The sequence below is a fragment of the Mycobacterium tuberculosis H37Rv genome, from assembly GCF_000195955.2.
In the GTDB taxonomy this organism is placed as follows: domain Bacteria; phylum Actinomycetota; class Actinomycetes; order Mycobacteriales; family Mycobacteriaceae; genus Mycobacterium; species Mycobacterium tuberculosis.
Map to the genome: position 1 here is coordinate 2614322 of NC_000962.3, position 21292 is coordinate 2635613.

The following is a 21292-nucleotide window of genomic DNA, read 5'->3' on the forward strand; positions in this document are numbered from 1 at the left end:
GCTCGAGCATTCCGCCGCGGCTCACGCACATCCTGGCCGCCTTCCCGCAACCGTCCCCCGGAATTACTGATCAAACCCTGGGTTTACCAACTTCCGGGCATGGGGCGAAGGTCGACAGCCAGAACATGGCCGTGCGTGATATGGGCATTCACGGGACGGAGCCGCTAAGGAGACCGGTACGATTCAATCTCCATATGAGCGGTGCGGCGGCTGTTGTCAGGTACGTTGAACACCGGTGGCGATCGGGTGCCGGCAGGTTGGTCTTCTCCTGTGATGCGAGCGCGCCTCCGCGCCAACCACCGCGTGCGAAGCAGGTGCTGATGCCACAGTGCTGATGTCACAAGGAACCGCGAGGGGGTCCCGGACCCTACATGGTGCCGGGCGAAGTCCACATGAGTGATACGCCGTCAGGCCCGCACCCAATCATCCCGCGGACGATTCGCCTGGCCGCGATTCCCATCTTGCTGTGTTGGCTGGGATTTACCGTTTTCGTCAGCGTCGCCGTTCCTCCGTTGGAGGCGATCGGTGAAACCCGGGCCGTGGCAGTTGCCCCCGACGATGCGCAATCGATGCGTGCGATGCGACGTGCCGGAAAGGTGTTCAACGAATTCGATTCCAATAGCATCGCGATGGTCGTCCTGGAAAGCGATCAACCACTAGGCGAGAAGGCCCATAGGTATTACGACCACCTGGTCGATACGCTCGTACTGGACCAGAGCCATATCCAGCACATTCAAGACTTTTGGCGTGATCCCCTGACGGCGGCGGGTGCGGTCAGCGCAGATGGTAAGGCGGCGTACGTTCAACTTTACCTCGCCGGCAACATGGGTGAAGCACTCGCAAACGAATCCGTTGAAGCCGTCCGGAAAATTGTGGCGAATAGTACACCGCCGGAAGGCATCAGAACCTATGTCACCGGACCGGCGGCCTTGTTTGCCGACCAAATCGCCGCCGGTGACCGAAGCATGAAGCTGATCACCGGATTAACGTTCGCGGTAATCACCGTGTTGCTGCTGCTCGTCTATCGCTCGATCGCCACCACGCTGCTGATTCTTCCCATGGTGTTTATTGGACTCGGCGCGACGCGTGGCACCATTGCCTTTCTTGGATACCACGGAATGGTCGGCCTTTCGACTTTTGTGGTCAATATCCTCACGGCACTTGCCATTGCTGCCGGTACAGACTACGCGATCTTCCTGGTCGGCCGCTATCAAGAAGCCCGCCATATCGGCCAGAATCGCGAAGCCTCTTTCTACACGATGTACAGGGGCACCGCTAACGTCATTCTCGGATCGGGACTGACCATCGCCGGCGCAACATATTGTCTGAGTTTCGCCCGGCTGACGCTGTTTCACACCATGGGGCCTCCGTTGGCAATAGGCATGCTGGTTTCGGTCGCGGCCGCGCTGACCCTGGCGCCCGCCATCATTGCCATCGCCGGCCGCTTCGGCTTGCTCGACCCCAAGCGAAGACTGAAGACCAGGGGCTGGCGTCGTGTGGGTACCGCAGTCGTGCGCTGGCCCGGGCCAATTCTGGCCACGTCGGTCGCGCTTGCCCTGGTGGGATTGCTCGCACTACCGGGCTACCGGCCCGGCTATAACGATCGCTACTACCTGCGCGCTGGCACGCCTGTCAACCGCGGGTATGCGGCCGCCGACCGGCACTTTGGCCCAGCCCGGATGAACCCCGAGATGCTGCTGGTCGAGAGCGATCAAGACATGCGAAATCCGGCCGGGATGCTCGTCATCGACAAGATCGCCAAGGAGGTCCTGCACGTGTCCGGGGTCGAGCGGGTGCAAGCGATCACCCGGCCGCAGGGGGTGCCCCTTGAGCATGCGTCGATTCCCTTTCAGATCAGCATGATGGGTGCCACCCAGACGATGAGCCTGCCCTACATGCGCGAACGCATGGCCGATATGTTGACCATGAGCGACGAAATGCTGGTTGCGATCAATTCCATGGAACAGATGCTCGACTTGGTGCAGCAGCTCAACGACGTTACCCATGAGATGGCAGCCACGACGCGCGAGATCAAAGCTACTACCAGCGAACTGCGAGATCACCTTGCGGACATCGACGATTTCGTCAGGCCGTTGCGTAGCTATTTCTACTGGGAGCACCATTGCTTCGACATTCCGTTGTGCTCGGCGACGCGATCACTGTTTGACACCCTAGACGGCGTCGACACGCTGACTGACCAATTGCGGGCCCTTACCGACGACATGAATAAGATGGAGGCGCTCACACCGCAATTTCTCGCACTGCTGCCGCCAATGATCACGACCATGAAGACCATGCGGACCATGATGTTGACCATGCGATCAACAATAAGTGGCGTACAAGATCAAATGGCCGATATGCAAGACCATGCGACTGCGATGGGGCAGGCCTTCGACACCGCAAAAAGCGGCGATTCATTCTATCTTCCTCCGGAAGCCTTCGATAATGCAGAATTCCAGCAAGGCATGAAGTTGTTTTTGTCGCCGAATGGTAAGGCGGTGCGCTTCGTAATTTCCCACGAGAGCGATCCAGCAAGTACTGAAGGTATCGATCGCATCGAAGCGATAAGGGCCGCGACCAAAGATGCCATCAAGGCGACACCATTGCAAGGCGCTAAAATCTATATCGGTGGCACGGCTGCGACCTACCAAGACATTCGAGACGGTACCAAGTACGATATCCTCATCGTTGGTATAGCCGCGGTATGCCTGGTATTTATTGTCATGCTCATGATTACCCAGAGCCTGATTGCGTCACTCGTCATTGTTGGCACGGTACTTCTGTCATTGGGTACTGCGTTCGGACTGTCCGTGCTCATCTGGCAGCACTTTGTCGGTCTCCAGGTGCATTGGACGATCGTCGCGATGTCTGTCATCGTCTTGCTGGCCGTCGGTTCTGACTACAACCTCCTTTTGGTGTCCCGGTTCAAGGAGGAGGTCGGCGCTGGATTAAAGACCGGGATCATCCGGGCGATGGCCGGCACCGGCGCAGTTGTCACGTCGGCCGGTCTGGTATTCGCGTTCACCATGGCGTCCATGGCCGTCAGCGAACTCCGCGTTATCGGACAGGTCGGCACCACCATCGGGCTCGGTCTACTTTTCGATACCCTGGTGGTCCGATCGTTCATGACGCCATCCATCGCAGCGCTGCTAGGTCGCTGGTTCTGGTGGCCGAACATGATCCACTCGAGACCCACCGTCCCGGAGGCGCACACACGCCAGGGCGCTCGCCGAATTCAGCCGCATCTGCACCGGGGTTGATATGCACTTCGGTGCCGTGATCGGCGCCCGGGGTGTTCGTCGACCATGCGACCGGCAACGCGGCCTTGCGCACAGGCGCGATCGCTCATTCGTGCCCGGGCGGTCGAAGACCAAGAGCGCGCAGCAGTTGGTCGCGGTCCCACGGCCGGCCGCTGCCACTAGCATTGTCGCCGGATGCTGTCAGCAGCCCATTTCGAGCTCGAAGCCCGGACAACTTCTTTAGCGTGTGGCGCAACCCCCGAAGACTCGTCAACGGAAGAAGCAGTAGCTGCTCATCGCGCCCGCCATCAGCCCGGCGCGCCGAGTTGCCCGGGTCGGCCGGGTTGCCCTGGTGTGCCGCGTTGCCGGGGTTGGTCGTCGCGTGCATCGCCTGCGCCTTGGTCGCCGGCGTCGAGCCGGATTCGGCTGCCACCGCAGACGTGGTAGCCGGCGACACCGCAGGTGCCGTGGCTACCGCAGGTGCCACCTGTTCACCCACTCCGCCGATAGCACCGGAATGGCCTTCACCGCCGAGCCCCCAGTGCCCGCCAACCCACGGAGCCCCACCGAAGCCGGGCATCAACCCGCCCTCAGCAGAAGCGCCCGCAGCGCCGGTGCTCAGACCGCCGTCACCGCTGGCCATGCCGACTCCGCCGTCCCCGCGAACAGACCCGACGATGTCCCTGCCAGTCCCGGCACCACCGACTGCGTCTGCGCTGCCGGCCCCAGTCCCATTGCCGGCTGCGCTACCGACCCCAGCACCACTGCCACCCGGGTCCGCGACACCGGCGGCACCTGTTGCGCCGCTGCCGTGCGAAGCAGAAACGCCGCTGCCGTGCGCGGCGCCAGCCACTCCGGGGTTACCGTCGGTGCTGCCGAGCTGGCCGGCCCCATGCTGCTCGCCGACCTGACCGTTGCCGATCGGTCCGCCGTCCCAGCCCTTTCCGCCAGCCTGGCCGACACCGCCAAACCCGCCGGCACCGCGAGATTGCCCGGTGCCCGTCCCCCCAGTGCGATCTTGGGCGAGTTCGCTGACCACGCCCTGCGCTTTCTGCAGCGGCAAGGCGTTGGCGGCCTCAGCCATGGCATACGCCGCCGCGCCCTCTTGCAGGATCTGTACAAACCGGTCGTGAAACAGCGCCGCTTGAGCGCTAATGGCCTGATAGGCCTGCGCCCGCGCGCCAAACAACGCCGCGATGCCAGCCGACACGTCATCGCCGCCGGCAGCCAGCACTCCTGCCGTCGGGGCGGCCGCAGCGGCGTTGGCCGCGCGCATAGTGGAGCCGATCGCGGCTAGCTCCCCGGCCGACGCCGCCAGAACGTTCGGGGCCGCGGTAACGTGCGACATAAGCGAGCACCTGCCCGTGTTGCCAACTCGCTGTGACCGGATCGCTGGTCGACCCGCGTTGTCACCGCGAATCCTATCGCGATCGACCAGGAACATCCCAGCATTCAGGCATGCCTACTGCGCCTCACACTGAAGTGTCGAGGTCGGCGGAGTCCCGGCATCATCAGGCGAGTGGCATGCACTCACCAACCGCGGCCAGCTCGGCACCAGCTTGGTGTCGGCGCACAGAGCTGTTCGGGCCCATACGTCGACGTAGCCGAACCCGCCCCGACTCTCGTCGGACACGTTCTGCTGTTTGGCGTGGCCGAACGATCAGATCTCGTCGCGCCGAACGTGTATTGCCGGGCCGGTGGAAGAGTCTGTCGGGAGAAAAAGGAAAAGCCCTGCAGAGACTGGTGTGACACGCCTTGCGCAGCCACGCGGTCGGAAAACCGAACCTTAGCTCATCAGAACCCAACACAAGAGGCGGGACAAGCCGAGTTCAAGCCGAACGCCCTGCTCCCCCGGGAGGACTCGAACCTCCAACCCTTCGGTTAACAGCCGAACGCTCTGCCAATTGAGCTACAGGGGACCGCCTGGTCCGTGCGAACGCTGGCGCAGTCGCGGGACGACTCTAGCGTACTGGTGTGACGGCGCCCAACTAGGGAGATTCCTTACCGATGGGAGCAGGCTGATGGCAGCAGGCACGATGCCAGTAGGTGGTCGGCAGCACGTTTTCGAGAAGCTGGCCAGCATCCTGGGCTTGGTCGCCGCGCCGCTCATGCTCCTTGGATTGAGTGCCTGCGGCCGCAGCGCCGGCAAGACCAGCGAACCGACCTGCCCCACGGAGCCGATCGATGCGGCCGACAGCTCGACAACACCGGACCCCTCGTGTGTGGTGCGGGCCACTGAGATCAACGGCAACGGGTCGCGCATCCAGACCTGGACCGGCAGCTATGATGCGGCCGCAACCCAGTCCGGTGGTGTGTGTGGTGGCACCTGCAACTTCCACGCCACAGTGCGGTTCACGGTCGACGAAGGCCAGATCTCGGGCAGCGTCGATCAGGTCTATCAAGCGGCGATGGTTGCTATCGCAACACGCCCCACTTCGCCATCTCTGGCACCATGACGATGACGCGGTGACCATCGCGTGATCCAAGACGTACCTGACGGGCAATAAGCCGATACCAAAGCCGAGCCCGCATCACGCCGAAACAACCGCGGAGTATCTGCTCGGCGTCGTGAATTGGGTGACCAAGTGGAACCTCGATTGCGTCGAAGGCTGCAAATAGGACATCGGGTACCGCATAACCGGATCGGGCGCGCGTAGCCAGGCGTGTAAGGCAGGATGGATGCAACCGCACCGTTAGTCGGAGGGACCGCATTGATCGGGTATGTCGCCGTGTTGGGACTGGGTTACGTGCTGGGCGCAAAAGCCGGGCGCCGCCGCTACGAGCAGATCGCGAGCACCTATCGCGCACTCACCGGCAGCCCCGTGGCCAGGTCGATGATCGAAGGCGGGCGTCGCAAGATCGCCAATCGGATCTCACCCGATGCTGGGTTTGTGACCCTGGCCGAGATCGACAACCAGACCGCCGTTGTCCAGCGCGGGGTCGAGCGGCAGCCGAAAACCGCGCGCTGACCCTCACGCGGTGAGATCGTCGCCGCTGGCCTGCTCTAACAGGCTGCGCCGATAGGCCTCCATGGCGACCAGGTCGCCGAACAGCGCGTGGTATTCGTCGCCTTGCTCGATCGGCGACATGCGCTGCAGTTTGGACTTCACCTCGGCGATCTGCCGCCCCAACCAAACCTCCTGCAGACGGGCCAGCACGCCGGCGATATAGCGCGGCAGCTTGTCGTCGTCGACCTGAATCGCCTCCACCCCCAGCTCGCTGATCAAAGCCGAGGTCACGGTTGATGTCGTCTGCTGGCGCACCATATCCAGCCACTGCGCACCGCTAAGGCCAGCCGAGGTACCGCCCGCCGTGTCGATGGCCGCGCGCACAGCCGCGTACTCGGGGTGCGTGAAGCCTTCGACGGTCAGCGCGTCGAACACCGGGCCGGCCAACGCCGGGTACTGCAACGCCGATTTGAGTGCCTCACGCTGTGGCCACAGGGTCGGGTCACGCGGATCAGGTCGGACTGCGAGTTCGGTCGGGGGGCCGGCGGTGGGCCGCTGCGCTGCCCGGGCGATGGTCGTCGATCCCAGTCTGCCCAGCCTGGGGTGCTTGGTTCGTTTGGCCTCACCCCGCACCCGACCGATGACCTGTGCGACGTCGGCCCACCCGACCCAGCCGGCGAGCTGACGGGCGTATTCGTCACGCAGCGTGGGGTCTTTGATCTGGCCCACCATCGGTACGCAACGGCGCAGCGCGGCCACCCTGCCCTCGGCGCTATCCAGGTCCATCTCGGCAATCGCGGCGCGAATCGCGAACTCGAACAATGGGGTTCGTCGTGCCACGAGGTCGCGCAGGGCAGCGTCGCCGCACTTCAGTCGTAGGTCGCAGGGGTCCATGCCGTCGGGAGCCACCGCGACGAAAGACTGACCAGCCAGCTTCTGCTCACCGTCGAAGGCCTTGAGCGCGGCGGCGCGGCCGGCCTCGTCGCCGTCGAAAACGTAGATCAGCTCGCCGCGGAAGAAGCTGTCGTCCATCATCAGTCTGCGCAGCATCGCCAGGTGCTCGCCGCCGAATGCGGTCCCGCACGACGCCACCGCGGTGGTGACCCCGGCCAGATGCATGGCCATGACATCGGTGTAGCCCTCGACGACGACGGCCTGATGTCCCTTGGCGATGTCGCGTTTGGCCAAGTCGATGCCGAACATCACCGATGACTTCTTGTACAGCAATGTCTCGGGCGTGTTGACGTACTTGGCCTCCATCGCGTCGTCGTCGAACAGTCGCCGGGCACCGAACCCGACCACCTCGCCGGCCGAGGTGCGGATGGGCCACAGCAGCCGACGGTGAAACCGGTCCATCGGGCCGTGCCGGCCCTGCCGGGACAGTCCCGCGGCCTCCAGTTCCTCGAACTCAAAACCCTTGCGCTGCAGATGTTTTGTCAATGAGTCCCAGCCCGACGGGGCGAACCCACAGCCGAATTTACGAGCGGCCGCCGCGTCGAAGCTGCGTTCGGTCAGGTACTGGCGAGCCGGTGCCGCCTCGTCGGACTGCAGCGCCTGCGCATAGAACGCTGCCGCGGCCGCGTTGGCGGCCAGCAGCCTGCTGCGACTGCCGCGGTCGCGCTGCACGCTGGTGGCCGCACCGGTGTAGCTGATCGTGTGGCCGATCCGGTCGGCAAGCAACTCAACCGCCTCGACGAAGCTGACGTGCTCGATCTTCTGGATGAACGCATACACGTCGCCGCCCTCGCCGCAGCCGAAGCAGTGGAAGTGGCCGTGGTTGGGCCGCACGTGAAAGGACGGGGACTTCTCGTTGTGAAACGGGCACAGCCCCTTCAGCGAATCGGCACCGGCACGCCTGAGCTGGACATAGTCGCCGACGACATCCTCGATACGGGCCCCCTCGCGGATTGCCGCGATATCGCGATCGGAGATCCGGCCGGACATCGGCTCAGTCTAAAGCGTTCCTGCTGACGCCAAGCTGATCGGCATCGATGCGTTCCAACCGACCCTCGGTATAGGAGGCGATCTGATCAACGACGACCCGCAACCGGGCAGCGTCGTCGGCGGCGGTATTGAACGCAGCGGCATAAACCGGGTCGAGCGTCTGCGGCGCCCCCGAGTACAGCCTGTGCGCCACCCGGTGAATACGTTCGCGCTGCCGTGCCTGGGTTTCCAGATGCCGAGGGTCGGACATGATGAACTGCAGCGCGAGGATTTTCAGTACCGCGACCTCGGCACGTACCAGATCGGGCACCTGCAGGTCGGCCCGGAAGCGCACCAACGGTCCCGGACCGGCCGCGGCCCGGGTGGTCGCGATCGCGGCCGATGCAAAGCGGCCCACCAGCTCGCTGGTCAACCGCTTGAGCGCGACCGATGCCGACAAGGTGGCGTCATACTTGCCGACGGCGGCCACCACGGGCAGCCGCGACAGCCGCCGCGCGGCCGCCATCAACTCGTCGGCGCTCACCCGGGAGAACTCGCGCTCCCCTAACCTGGCCAGCGCGGCAGCGTCCTCTTCGGCGGCCAGCACACGCAGGTCGATGCGTTCGGAGACAACGCCGTCCTCGACGTCGTGAACCGAGTAGGCGACGTCGTCGGCCCAGTCCATCACCTGCGCTTCCAGGCACGCCCGCTCCGGGGGCGCGCCTTGCCGAACCCATACCGCCGATTCGCGGTCGTCGTCGTAGAAGCCGAACTTCCTCCGCTGGCTGCCAAGCCCGTCACCACGCATCCACGGATACTTGGTGACCGCGTCCAGGGACGCGCGAGTTAGGTTCAGCCCCGCACTAAGTCCTTGTGCGTCAACTACTTTGGGCTCAAGGCTGGTCAAGATACGGAAGTTCTGCGCGTTGCCCTCGAAACCGCCGTGGCTGGCTGCGACTTCATCAAGCGCCCGCTCACCGTTGTGTCCATACGGCGGGTGCCCGATGTCATGGGCTAGACCGGCCAATTCGACCAGATCAAGGTCGCAGCCCAGCCCGATCGCCATTCCCCGTCCGATCTGAGCCACTTCCAGCGAGTGGGTCAGCCGGGTACGCGGCGTATCCCCTTCCCGGGGTCCGACCACCTGGGTCTTGTCGGCTAGCCGGCGCAGTGCGGCGCTGTGCAGCACCCGGGCCCGGTCCCGGGCGAAGTCGGAGCGGTACTGACCCTCAGTGCCCGGCAGACCGGCAGTCTTTGGCGCTTCGGCTACCCGCCGCTGGCGGTCGAAGTCGTCGTAGGGGTCGTGCTCACTCGCGCTCACCGACCCACAGTCTGCCAGGGTGGTCGCCGCACGCCCGTATCCGCCGGCACAGCGTCTAAATTGACGGTATGCGTCTCGTTCGCCTGCTCGGCATGGTCCTGACTATCCTCGCCGCCGGGCTGCTGCTGGGGCCGCCCGCTGGCGCGCAACCACCTTTCCGGCTGTCGAACTACGTGACCGACAACGCGGGCGTGCTGACTAGCTCCGGTCGCACCGCGGTGACGGCGGCCGTCGACCGGCTCTATGCCGATCGCCGCATCCGACTGTGGGTGGTCTACGTCGAGAACTTCTCCGGTCAGAGTGCGCTCAACTGGGCGCAGCGCACGACGCGGACTAGCGAGCTGGGTAACTATGACGCGCTTCTGGCCGTGGCCACCACCGGTCGCGAATATGCCTTTCTAGTGCCATCCGCGATGCCGGGTGTCAGCGAGGGGCAGGTCGACAACGTGCGGCGCTATCAGATCGAACCGGCGCTGCACGACGGCGACTACAGCGGCGCGGCCGTTGCGGCGGCGAACGGACTCAACCGGTCACCCAGTTCGTCGAGTCGAGTGGTGTTGTTGGTCACGGTCGGCATCATCGTCATCGTCGTCGCGGTCCTGCTGGTGGTGATGCGCCACCGCAACCGGCGGCGCCGCGCCGACGAGCTGGCCGCGGCACGCCGCGTCGACCCTACCAACGTAATGGCACTGGCCGCCGTGCCGCTTCAGGCCCTCGATGACCTCTCCCGGTCGATGGTGGTAGACGTCGACAACGCCGTGCGCACCAGCACCAACGAGCTCGCGCTGGCCATCGAGGAGTTCGGCGAACGGCGAACCGCACCGTTTACCCAAGCGGTGAACAACGCCAAAGCGGCTCTGTCCCAGGCGTTCACCGTACGCCAACAACTTGATGACAACACGCCCGAGACGCCGGCGCAGCGACGTGAGCTACTCACCCGAGTGATCGTGTCGGCGGCGCACGCCGACCGTGAACTCGCGTCGCAAACCGAGGCCTTCGAGAAGCTACGCGATTTGGTGATCAACGCCCCGGCCCGGCTTGATCTGCTCACCCAGCAGTACGTCGAACTGACCACCCGGATCGGCCCGACTCAGCAACGCCTGGCCGAGCTGCATACCGAATTCGACGCTGCGGCGATGACGTCGATCGCCGGCAATGTCACCACCGCCACCGAGCGGCTGGCGTTCGCCGACCGTAACATCAGCGCGGCTCGGGATCTGGCCGACCAGGCAGTGAGCGGACGGCAAGCCGGACTGGTGGATGCGGTGCGTGCCGCCGAGTCGGCACTCGGGCAAGCCCGGGCGCTGCTCGACGCGGTGGACAGCGCCGCCACCGACATCCGGCACGCCGTCGCGTCGCTGCCGGCGGTCGTGGCCGACATCCAGACGGGCATCAAGCGAGCCAACCAACACCTACAGCAGGCGCAACAACCCCAAACCGGGCGCACCGGTGACCTGATCGCAGCCCGCGATGCGGCGGCCAGGGCCCTCGATCGCGCGCGCGGAGCCGCCGATCCGTTGACCGCATTTGACCAGTTGACCAAGGTCGACGCTGACCTCGACCGGCTGCTCGCCACCCTGGCCGAAGAACAGGCAACCGCCGATCGGCTCAACCGCTCACTTGAGCAGGCGCTGTTTACCGCGGAGTCGCGGGTGCGCGCCGTCTCGGAGTACATCGACACCCGCCGCGGCAGCATCGGGCCGGAGGCCCGGACCCGGCTGGCCGAGGCGAAACGGCAGCTGGAAGCCGCACATGACCGGAAATCGAGCAACCCGACCGAAGCGATCGCCTACGCTAACGCGGCATCGACGCTGGCCGCACATGCGCAGTCGCTGGCCAATGCCGACGTGCAATCCGCCCAGCGCGCATACACCCGTCGTGGGGGCAACAACGCCGGCGCGATCCTCGGTGGCATCATCATCGGCGACCTGCTTAGCGGAGGCACCAGAGGCGGGTTGGGTGGATGGATCCCCACGTCGTTCGGCGGTTCGTCGAACGCGCCGGGAAGTTCACCCGACGGCGGGTTCTTGGGCGGCGGCGGGCGGTTCTAAGCCACGCGCCAGCGCACGGGGATACCCGTACGCTGGCGCGTGTGGCCGTCGACCTAGGCTTCTTCCTAGGGTTCGTCGACCCTGTCAGGCCCAGCTGGAGCCGACGGCGCTGTCGGTTTGTGCCATGTTGTTGCCGGCAGCCTGCACCTTCTGCCCGTGGGCGTTGGCCTGCTCGTAGATCACCTGGAAGTTACGGCCCAGCTGGGTGATGAACTCCTGGCAAGCCACCGAACCGGCGCCGCCCCAAAAGTCACCCGCGGCCAACACATCACGAACGATGGCCTGATGCTCCGCCTCCAGCAACCCGGCCTGAGCGCGGATCATGGCGCCATGAGCGTCGACATCACCGAACTGATAGTTGATGGTCATCGAACCTGTTCTCCTTCGCTTGTAAAAGTATTGTGCTGCAGCGGCTGACGTTAGCTGCTGAGGATCTGCTGGGAGGCCTGCTCTTGCTGCTCGTAGTTGTTGGCGTCGCGAACCAGCCCGTCACGCACCCCGTGCAGCATGTTCACGATGTTGCGAAACGCCTGATTCATCTGGGCCATGGTGTCTAGCGAGGTCGCCTCGGCCATGCCACTCCAGCCCGCGCCCGAGATGTTTTGCGCGGACGCCCACATCCGGCGAGCCTCGTCCTCCACCGTCTGGGCGTGCACCTCAAAACGGCCCGCCATGTCCCGCATCGCGTGCGGATCCGTCATAAAACGTGTTGCCATGTTGCCTGTCTCCTTGTTGAACCTGGACCTAATACCTGTAACTTGTCATGCACATTGACTGTTGTCATAGCCGGCCGCGGGAACACCGAGACCGCCGATCACTGGTCAAATAACGACAGTCTGCGCCCCCTCTCCTAGCCGGCCGCCGGAGAATGCGGAATCACGCTGCTGCTACTCCGTGGCACCTCAAAGCGGGGTTCAGCGTTCTCCGCCACCCACTCGTTCCACGCCTGCCACTCATCCCACTCGTCCATGGCCGCGGCCTCTGCGTCCGCCCCTTCGGCCGCCTGGACATCGACATCGGCGCCGTCCTCCGGCGCAGGCGCCCAGTGGTCATAATCATCGGGTGGCACAGCCACTCCCCAGCTGAGCGGAACCGACAACCCGCCGAGCATTCCCGACTCAGCCCGTTTCGCCACCACCGCGTCGGGCGGCAAAGGCGGACCAAGAGGCAAAAGCACGTTGTCCCCTTCCAGGCCAGGGTCTCAACACATCCACACTCAATGGCTAAACACGAACCACCAAGCACTCAGCATCGTATGACAATCCGCGGACAATATCCCGGGTTTTCTAATTTCGCTGCCATGAGCCCGTCCAGCGGCCCTGGCGCGGGTTTCGACCTAGCCAACCGTTACGTCTGAACCATCCCCGGCTAGCAGATGCCGCTGGGAATCGGCCGCGCGGGACCGGATTCCTGGACTGGCGTTGTTTGGGGGTAGGGCACCCGATACGGCAGGCCTTCGTTCAAGAAACCCAGCACCACATTGGGCACGCACTTGGCGACCTTCGGCAATTGACGGACCGGGTGGTCCAGATTGGGTGGCGACGGGTCCGGCGGGGCCGCGAAATTGAATGCCGACGTCATATCGCCGGTGACACTGGCACGCCAGGGTGTCAAGTTGGGAACCGGCACCCCGAAACGCTTGCCGATCAATTGCAGCTGCGATGTGTGGTCGAACCGATCATGGACCATCAGCCCGCCGCGACTGTAAGGCGAAATGACGAAGCAGGGCACGCGAAAGCCCAAGCCGATGGGTCCACGTATTCCGCCGGAGCCGTCGACCTTGTCGATGTCAACACTGTTGGGAATCCATTCGCCGGGTGTGCCCTCCGGCGCGGTGAGCGGTGTGACGTGGTCGAAGAAGCCGCCATGTTCGTCATAGGCGATGATCAACGCGGTTTTCTCCCACACCGCCGGATTGCGCAGCAACACCCTTATCAAGTTCACGATCGTCACCGCACCGACTGCCACCGGGAATGACGGATGTTCGGACTCGACGGTCAACGGAACGACCCAGGACACCTGGGGCAGCGTGTTGTTGATGACGTCGCGGATGAAATCCCACGGGTAGGCCGGGGCGATGCCATAACGGGCCAGGTCCGACCTCGGATCTGCGGCCTGTTTGAAACTGCCCACATACCCGTTACGGCTCAAGGAAGTGTCGTTGAGCCCGCCGAGCAGCTTGCTGTTGTACACCTTCCAACTGATGCCGGCGTCACTGAGGTTCTGCGGCATGATGCGCCAGGTGAAGGTCAACTTCGGCTGGATGGCGGGTTCGACGATCTGCGGCCCACCTTGATCCCCGTCGGGATTGACGGTGGCGCTGATCCAATAGAGCCGGTTAGGCATCGTCCCGCCAAGAAGCGACGAGAAGTACTGGTCGCAGATCGTGAAGGTATCGGCCAACAAGTAGTGGATCGGTATGTCAGGACGTGCGTAATAGCCCATCACCACGGGCGTGTTGGCCACCGACCGGGTCCGCGCCTGCGCCGGCAGCCAGCCGTCATTGGCGCCGCCGTTCCATGACAAGTGCGCGGCAATCCACTGGTGGTCTGGGTCGTTGACGCACTCGCCAACCCCGTTGGGACCCCCGGTGGTATTGATGCGGTAGGGCAGCGTAATGCCGGTGGGGTCCAGCGCCTGCGTCTCCGGGTTCCAGCCCTTTTGTTGAAACAGCGGCGTCGGAGTGTCGAACCCGTCGACGGCAGAAAGCGTGCCGAAATAGTGATCGAACGACCTGTTCTCCTGTAGGCACAGCACGATGTGCTCGATATCGGTCAAATGACCCGAGCAGGGACCGGCACCATAGGCCTTTTCGATCACCGGTGCGGCCCAGTCCGTCAAAACCGCCGCTGCCCCGGCTCCAGCCGCCTTAGCCAGGAATGCTCGGCGTGACATTCCGGCGAATGCACCTTGGCTCACCACATCGGCTCTCCCTCGTGTATTTCGGCTTACCGTCGCGGCCATCGCCGACTGTGGGTCAACAGAGACCGCTGGGAATCCCCCGAGTGGGTGCGGTTTCTTGGGTGGGCATCGACTGTGGGAATGGCACCCGATAGGGAATTGCCGTCTTGGTCACCGTTCCCAGTACTGCGTTGGGCACGCACTGCGGCAACTTCGGAAGCGCATTGAGCCGCGGGTGGTCCAGATTGGGTTTCGACGGGTTCGGCGGAGCGGCGAAGTTGAACGTCGAAGTCATATCGCCGACCGTCGCGTCCCGCCAAGCGGTGAGATTGGGAACCGGGACGCCGAACCGCGCGCGGATGAGCTTCAGCGTTGACGTGTGATCGAAGGTGTCGTGGACCATCAGTGGGCCGCGGCTATAGGGAGAGATGACGAGGCAAGGGACGCGAAACCCCAGACCGATCGGCCCACGAATGCCACCCGAGCCGGGCACCGAGTCGATGTCGGGGACCGTGACGAATTCGCCGGGCGTCCCCGGCGGCGGTGTCGGCGGCACGACGTGGTCGAAGAACCCGCCGTTCTCGTCGTAGTTGACGATCAGCGCGGTCTTTTCCCACACCGCAGGGTTGGACAGCAAGATCCGCAGTGCATCGACAATTGCAACGGCGCCGACGTTCACCGGGAATGCGGGATGTTCGGACAGCAGAAACCCGGGCAGCACCCAGGAGACCTTGGGTAATCGGTTGTTTCTGACGTCGGCGGCGAAGTCCAGCGGGTAGGTCGGTGAGATGCCGAAACGGGCCAGATTCGACCTCGGATCCGCGGCCTGCTTGAAGTCATTGACCAGCCCGTTGTAGCCGACGACGGTGTTGTTGAGAGCCCCCAGCAATTTGTTTTGGTACACCTTCCAGCTGACCCCGGCATCTTCGAGGTTCTCCGGCATGATGCGCCAGCTGTAGTGCTGCAGAGGTTGGATATTGGGCTCGATCAGCACCGGCCCGCCGTCAGTGCCGTCGGGGTCGATCCAGGCGCTCATCCAGTAGAGCCGGTTGGGCGTGGTCCCGCCCAGCAGCGAGCAAAAATAGCCGTCGCAGACCGTGAACGTGTCGGCTAGCAGGTAGTGAATGGGCAGGTCACGACGCGTGTAGAAACCCATCGTGACCGGCACGTTGCCCTGCAACGGACTGAACGGGACCTGCGCCGGCAGCCAGTTGTCGTTGGCGCCGCCGTTCCACGAGTTGTGCATGCCGATCCAGCTGTGGTCCGGGTCGTTGACGCATTCGCCGGCGACCAGCGGGCCCCGGGTGGTGTCGAAGCGATATGGAAGGGTGACGCCGGCGGGGTCAACCGCCTGTGTCATCGGGTTCCAGCCCGACTGCGCGAATACCACCGGCGGGGTGGTGTCATCGAACCCGCGGGTGTCAGAAAGAGTGCCGAAGTAGTGATCGAATGACCGATTCTCCTGCATCAACAACACGATGTGCTCGATGTCGGTCAAATGTCCGGGGCAAGGCCCCGCTCCGTAGGCTTTTTCGATAATCGGACCAGCCAAGGACATGAAGGCCCCGGCGGTGGTAGCGGCGGCGGCTTTGGCAAAAAATTGTCGGCGGGTCATTCCGTCGACGGGGTGTTCGCTCCCCACGCGCCCTCCTTGACGGCCCACACGGCCATTGCTGATCACGGTATAGTTGCGGCCGCGATCGGCTATGCCTTGCCGACCGGCGTGTCGTGTTCTGATTCCGCCTGCCTGCCGGGGCGGGCGCGGGATTGGTGCGGGCGATTTGCTCGCGCACATGCAAGCAAATCGAACGCCGGGAGATTACCGGGAAATTTCAGCTGCACAGCCCGCTGGGAGTCCCGCGGACGGGTGTGGTTTCCTGAGTTGGCATCACCTGCGGATAGGGCACCCGATAGGGAATGCTCGGCAACGCGCCGTCGGTGGTTCCCAACACCACGTTAGGGATGCACTGCGGCAGCTTCGGCAGCGCTCCCAGCAACGGGTGGCTCAAGTTGGGTCTGGTCGAATTCGGTGGAGTCGCAAAGTTGAACGCTGAGGTCATGTCGCCAACCACGCCGTCGCGCCAGGCGGTCATGTTGGGAACCGGCACGCCGAACCGGGCGCGAATCAACTTCAATTGCGAGGTGTGGTCGAACGTGTCGGAGACCATCAGCGGGCCGCGGCTGTACGGCGAAATGACAATGCAGGGAACGCGAAAACCCAGACCGAGCGGACCACGAATGCCACCGGACCCGGGTACTGCGTCGATGTTGGGCACCGTGACGAATTCGCCGGGTGTCCCGGGCGGTGCCGTGGGGGGCGTGACGTGGTCGAAGAAGCCGCCGTTCTCGTCATAGCTGACGATAAGTGCGGTCTTTTCCCACACCGCGGGATTGGACAGCAAGATCCGCAGCGCGGTCACCATGGACACCGCGCCAAGCGCTACCGGCAGGGCGGGGTGTTCGGACTGCAGGATGTTGGGAACTAACCAGGAGACCTTGGGTAGCCGGTTGGCCCTGACGTCGGCAGCGAAGTCCCCAGGGTAGGTCGGGGCGATACCGTAGCGGGCCAAGTTCGACCTCGGATCAGCTGCCTGGCGGAAGGCCTGCACCAGCCCGTTATTGCTGATGGGCGTGTTGATGAATCGCCCGAGGCCCTTGTTCTGGTACACCTTCCAGCTGACCCCGGCATCTTCGAGGTTTTCCGGCATGATGCGCCAACTGAATTGCTGCAGCGGCAGGAAGCCCGGCTCTACCAATTGGGGTCCCCCGTCGGTGCCGGCGGGGTCGATGTTGGCGCTCAACCAGTAGAGCCGGTTGGGCAGGGTGCCCGTCAGCAGCGAGCAATGGTAGCCGTCGCAGATGGTGAACGTGTCGGCCAGCAGATAGTGGATCGGGATGTCTTGGCGCGTGTAGTAACCCATGGTCAAAGGGACATATGGTCCTGCGCGGGTGGTCGCCTGCGCCGGCAGCCAGTTGTCGTTGGCACCACCGTTCCAGGCCAGGTGCATCCCCACCCACTGGTGCTCGGGGTCGTTGACGCACTCGCCGTCCAGGAAGGGGCCTCGGGTGGTGTCCAAGCGGAACGGAATGGTGACCCCGGCGGGGTCCAACGCCTGCGTCATGGGGTTCCAACCCATTTGTTGGAATGCCGGCGACGCGGCGTTGAACCCATTGGTGCTGGAAAGCGTTCCGAAATAGTGGTCGAATGACCGGTTCTCCTGCATCAGCAACACGATATGCTCGATGTCGGTCAAATGTCCGGGACAAGGCCCGGCGCCGTAGGCCTTTTCAATCACCGGTGCAGCCCAGTCCATCAGGAATGCCGCTGCGCCTGCGCCAGTGAGCTTTGTCAAAAACTCTCGACGTGACATTCCGAGGAGTGGGCTTGCGCTCACTTGCCCTGCCTTCCTGCACTCAGCTCAGATCACGTTATAGTGACGACAGCGGTCCATCGCGATACGCCAACCGGCGTGTCGCACGCGGATTTTCGCGTTCCAGCAACCGCAACCGCACCGTTTGGCGCGGCCGACGGCCGTCTAGGGGATATCGCAGCGGGAAGGGTGCCGTAACCATGATTGTCGCTGGGTATCGGGCACTCGCCGACAGTAAAAAATTATTCGAATCCCGCATTCCTGACAAAACTTGATATGACCGATCTCACCGGCCGGCTTCGGCGCTTAAGTCACTAGACAGTTCGAGGTCAGCGACGGGATATCGCGCTATCGGTAAACTAATTTCGTATCTGCCCAACCGCGCCGCCAATGCAGCGTCCGTACCATGTGGACTACGGTGCTGATGTTGACTCTGGTGGCGACGGCTGACACCGTCCGGATCCGAACTGGCGTTCTTTTGTCCGCCCATTGCTTGCATTCTGGCTCCGGGGCATAGCGACAAGTGTTGCCCTGGCTGTTGACGTGCTCTTCGGGCAAGCGGACTTCACGCTTTCAAGCGTGCACTCGGCCGAACTTGCCAGCGCGAACTCCACCAGCGGACACCTTCAGATCGCGATGGTTGTGCTGGCGCTGCTGATCGCCGGGCTCACGGCCGGAGGGGCTTTCCGCATGGCCAGCGGACTGGGCCACGCCTAAAGACTTAGCTCTCTTTCGCGAGCGCGACCGCTTCGGTGCACTTCATTTCGCCGACAATCACGGCACCAAGGCCAGGGATTTCCAACGACGTCGCCGCCGCGATGACTCCCGCGTCGACGCGCCCTGCGCGCTATCCGATCCCGACCCGCGGCACCACACTGGGCCGAGCCTGCACCACATGCGGATTTGCGCCACCGCGGCCCATCATCCCGGCCGGCATACCCGCCCCAGCACCCCCCATACCCATCGGCATCGGCATCATCCCCATGGGCCCGCCTGCCGCCGGCACCTCAGCAGGCATAGCCCCCAAACCCGCCATCGCCGAACTGGCCATCCGCGCAGGAACCGACCCCTCCCAGGTCGGAGGCACCGACATCGCCCCCACCAACCGCGCCTTACCCAACTCCGCCGACATCCCCGCACCCAGACCACCGGCACCACCTAGGCCCGTCCCCGAAGCGATATCACCGGCAAACGTCGGCACATCCGCCGCAGCCAACCCCGCAGCCTCCGCACCGGCCAACCCAGCCGTGTTGGCCGTAGTCCCCATCTGCGCCAACTGCATCATCGGCCCAATCAACATACTGGCCGGATACGCCGCGGCCTGCCCCACCTGCAGCGCCGCATCCACCGGCAACCCCGCCGCCACCGACTGCGCCGCAGCCACCACAGCCGGCACCCCCTCCACCGCACCCTCCGCGATCGGAGACAACGCAGCCGAAACCGACGTCGCCATCCCGGTCAACTGCGCACCGGCCTGGGAAGCCAACCCCGCCAAATCCAGCGGCGGCACACTAAACGGCGTCAACGTCTCAGCCACCGCCGCCGCCCCCGCGTGATACCCCACCATCGCACCCACGTCCTGAGCCCACATCTCCACATAATCGAACTCAGTGGCCGCAATCGCCGGCGTGTTCTGACCCAAAATGTTCGTCGCCACCAACGCCCCCAACAACACCCGATTCGCCGTCACCGCCGCCGGATGCACCGTGGCCGCCAACGCCGCCTCAAACGCCGTCGCCGCCGCGGTAGCCTGACCAGCCGACAACTCCGCCTGCCCGGCCGCCGCACTCAACCACCCCACATACGGCGCCGCCGCCCCCGCCATCGCCACCGACGCCGGACCCGACCACGGCCCAGCCGCCAACCCGGCGATCACCGCATCAAACGAGGACGCCGAGGCCCGCAAATCCGCAGCCAACCCCTCCCACGCCGCCGCCGCCATAAACAACGGCCCCGACCCCGCACCGGCATAGATCCGCGCCGAGTTGATCTCCGGCGGCAACCACGAAAAATCCAAAATCATCGCAACCCCAAACCAGCCAGCCGCCTCAACGGCTCCGCCTACCACTCTCCAGACACAAACCAGCCCACGGGCGGATGGTAAGACAATCCACACCGAAAATCCGCACTTTTACCAAAACTTTATTCATGAATTCGGCATGAGCCGTTCACGCCGGCACGTCACCGCCGCCAGCCACCGGGCAAGTGTCTAGTAACTGGACACCGGAAGGCAGCCACCGGGCAGGCCTCGCCGCAATCCGCAGCTACACGGCTCGCGATATTTCCGGGCCAGAGTTTTAGCCACCGCGAGCCATCAGCAACTCGCGTAAAGACTGCGCGAAGCCAACGAAAAAATAAGGCGGCAAAAATATCCCGTCAGACGGTCACGTCATACCGAGTGAGGTAACCGTGATTAGACCAACTACATCGCACTACCGAACGGAAACCACCACTATCCGAACAAGTTCTTGAAGAAACCCGAAAGCCCATTGCCGCTGACCAGCAGGCCCGAGTTGCCCGTCCCAAAATTGAAAAATCCCGAACTCATCACGCCGGTCACAAAAATCCCGGTGTTGTTGACGGCCGCGTTATAGAAACCTGAGTTGCCGTAGCCCGTGTTGAGCACCCCTGAGTTACCGCCGAACATGCTTGTGGTGCTGGTATTGACATAGCCCGAGTTGCCGAAGCCCGAGTTCTGAATGCCCGAGTTGCCACTGCCAGCCGGGTCGTTGTGCCCGAAACCAGAGTTACCGGTACCGGCGTTGAAGAAGCCCGAATTCGGACCAGCTTGGGTCATCGCGCTGAAGAAGCCCGTGTTGAGCGTGCCCGGATTAAACCCACCAGTATTGATGTTGCCCGAGTTCCCTAAGCCAGTGTTGACATCACCCGCATTGCCCACACCGGAGTTGACGTCGCCAGCATTGAGGAAACCACTGTTGCCGTCACCCGAATTCCCAAAACTCGAGTTTATGTTTCCGGCGTTAAGACTGCCGAAGTTGTAGTTGCCAGCGTCGAAAAAGCCTGTGTTGCCGGCGCCGGCGTTAGCGAGGCCAGTGTTTGTGCTGCCGCCGTTCCAAAATCCGGTGTTGACGTTGCCCGCGTTCCCGAATCCAGTGTTCGCAGTACCGGAGTTCCCGAAGCCTACGTTGCCGGTGCCGGAGTTGAACAAACCGACGTTTCCGGTGCCGGAGTTCCCGAAACCGATGTTTCCGCTGCCCGAGTTCAGTCCGCCGATGCCGATCTGACCATCGCCGGTGAGCCCGATACCGATGTTGTTGTTGCCCGTGTTTCCGAAACCGAAATTCCCGCTGCCGGTGTTTCCGAAGCCGATGTTGTTACTGCCGGTATTGCCGCTACCAAAGTTGAAGTTGCCGTTGTTTCCGTTACCGAAGTTCGTGTCGCCGATGTTGCCGCTGCCCACGTTGGTGCTGCCGATGTTGCCGCTGCCCACGTTGGTGCTGCCGATGTTGCCGCTACCCAGGTTTTGGCTACCGAAGTTTCTGAACCGCCCCGGCATGTCCGGAGACTCCAGTTCTTG

15 protein-coding genes, 1 tRNA gene and 2 other annotated features (1 of these 18 only partly in view) are annotated in these 21292 nt (G+C 63.7%); of the genes, 4 read left to right on the forward strand and 12 right to left on the reverse strand.

Annotated features, from left to right (window positions below):
- Window positions 1–371 precede the first annotated feature (371 nt).
- Complete coding sequence (gene mmpL9, locus Rv2339) at window positions 372–3260, forward strand: transmembrane transport protein MmpL9 (protein ID NP_216855.1); 2889 nt, start codon at window positions 372–374, stop codon at window positions 3258–3260.
- 85 nt (window positions 3261–3345) lie between these two features.
- Here mmpL9 and PE_PGRS39 read toward each other — a convergent pair whose 3' ends face one another.
- The gene (gene PE_PGRS39, locus Rv2340c) at window positions 3346–4587 is read right to left on the reverse strand and encodes a PE-PGRS family protein PE_PGRS39 (protein ID YP_177869.1); all 1242 of its coding nucleotides are present in this window, start codon (window positions 4585–4587) and stop codon (window positions 3346–3348) included.
- 498 nt (window positions 4588–5085) lie between these two features.
- Window positions 5086–5158: transfer RNA gene (gene asnT / locus Rvnt25), tRNA-Asn, on the reverse strand.
- 117 nt (window positions 5159–5275) lie between these two features.
- On the opposite strand from asnT, the gene lppQ reads away from it, so the two are divergent.
- Window positions 5276–5695, forward strand: coding sequence for a lipoprotein LppQ (gene lppQ / locus Rv2341; protein ID NP_216857.1), 420 nt, complete (start codon window positions 5276–5278; stop codon window positions 5693–5695).
- Window positions 5696–5950: 255 nt separating this feature from the next.
- Entirely contained in the window at window positions 5951–6208 is a 258-nt protein-coding gene (locus Rv2342; protein NP_216858.1) for a hypothetical protein, read from the forward strand.
- 3 nt (window positions 6209–6211) lie between these two features.
- Here Rv2342 and dnaG read toward each other — a convergent pair whose 3' ends face one another.
- Together dnaG and dgt are read right to left on the reverse strand one after the other, a co-directional pair.
- On the reverse strand, window positions 6212–8131 hold the full coding sequence (gene dnaG / locus Rv2343c) for a DNA primase (RefSeq protein NP_216859.1): 1920 nt from the start codon (window positions 8129–8131) through the stop codon (window positions 6212–6214).
- A gap of 4 nt (window positions 8132–8135) precedes the next feature.
- Window positions 8136–9431 carry a deoxyguanosine triphosphate triphosphohydrolase gene (gene dgt, locus Rv2344c; RefSeq protein NP_216860.1) on the reverse strand — a complete coding sequence of 432 codons (1296 nt, stop codon included), beginning with the start codon at window positions 9429–9431 and terminating at the stop codon, window positions 8136–8138.
- Between the two features lie 68 nt (window positions 9432–9499).
- Between dgt and Rv2345 the strand changes: the two genes are divergently transcribed.
- A complete protein-coding gene (locus tag Rv2345; protein ID NP_216861.1) occupies window positions 9500–11482 on the forward strand; it encodes a transmembrane protein in 1983 nt (660 codons plus the stop codon).
- Window positions 11483–11566: 84 nt separating this feature from the next.
- Here the strand turns inward: Rv2345 and esxO are convergent, their stop codons facing one another.
- From esxO to PPE39, 8 genes are all read right to left on the reverse strand, one after another.
- Window positions 11567–11851: an ESAT-6 like protein EsxO gene (gene esxO / locus Rv2346c; RefSeq protein NP_216862.1), complete on the reverse strand. Its 285-nt coding sequence runs from the start codon at window positions 11849–11851 to the stop codon at window positions 11567–11569.
- Between the two features lie 50 nt (window positions 11852–11901).
- On the reverse strand, window positions 11902–12198 hold the full coding sequence (esxP, locus tag Rv2347c; protein NP_216863.1) for an ESAT-6 like protein EsxP: 297 nt from the start codon (window positions 12196–12198) through the stop codon (window positions 11902–11904).
- Window positions 12199–12332: 134 nt separating this feature from the next.
- Window positions 12333–12659 (reverse strand): hypothetical protein, encoded by a 327-nt coding sequence (locus tag Rv2348c; protein ID NP_216864.1) that lies wholly within the window; start codon window positions 12657–12659, stop codon window positions 12333–12335.
- 191 nt (window positions 12660–12850) lie between these two features.
- The gene (plcC, locus tag Rv2349c) at window positions 12851–14377 is read right to left on the reverse strand and encodes a phospholipase C (protein ID NP_216865.1); all 1527 of its coding nucleotides are present in this window, start codon (window positions 14375–14377) and stop codon (window positions 12851–12853) included.
- 82 nt (window positions 14378–14459) lie between these two features.
- A complete protein-coding gene (gene plcB / locus Rv2350c; protein ID NP_216866.1) occupies window positions 14460–15998 on the reverse strand; it encodes a membrane-associated phospholipase B in 1539 nt (512 codons plus the stop codon).
- Window positions 15999–16215: 217 nt separating this feature from the next.
- Window positions 16216–17754, reverse strand: a complete 1539-nt coding sequence (gene plcA / locus Rv2351c; RefSeq protein NP_216867.1) for a membrane-associated phospholipase A — start codon at window positions 17752–17754, stop codon at window positions 16216–16218.
- 847 nt (window positions 17755–18601) lie between these two features.
- A complete protein-coding gene (gene PPE38 / locus Rv2352c; protein ID YP_177870.1) occupies window positions 18602–19777 on the reverse strand; it encodes a PPE family protein PPE38 in 1176 nt (391 codons plus the stop codon).
- 429 nt (window positions 19778–20206) lie between these two features.
- Window positions 20207–21271, reverse strand: coding sequence for a PPE family protein PPE39 (gene PPE39 / locus Rv2353c; RefSeq protein ID YP_177871.1), 1065 nt, complete (start codon window positions 21269–21271; stop codon window positions 20207–20209).
- Window positions 21256–21283 (forward strand) — a repeat region (28 bp Inverted repeat, TGAACCGCCCCGGCATGTCCGGAGACTC,at the left end of IS6110). Its footprint overlaps the gene before it by 16 nt.
- Window positions 21256–21292: a mobile genetic element (IS6110-8, len: 1355 nt. Insertion sequence IS6110 element that appears to have inserted in 5'-end of MTCY98.031c but is not flanked by expected 3 bp direct repeats of target sequence.), on the forward strand (it continues 1318 nt past the right edge of the window). (Overlaps the previous feature by 28 nt.)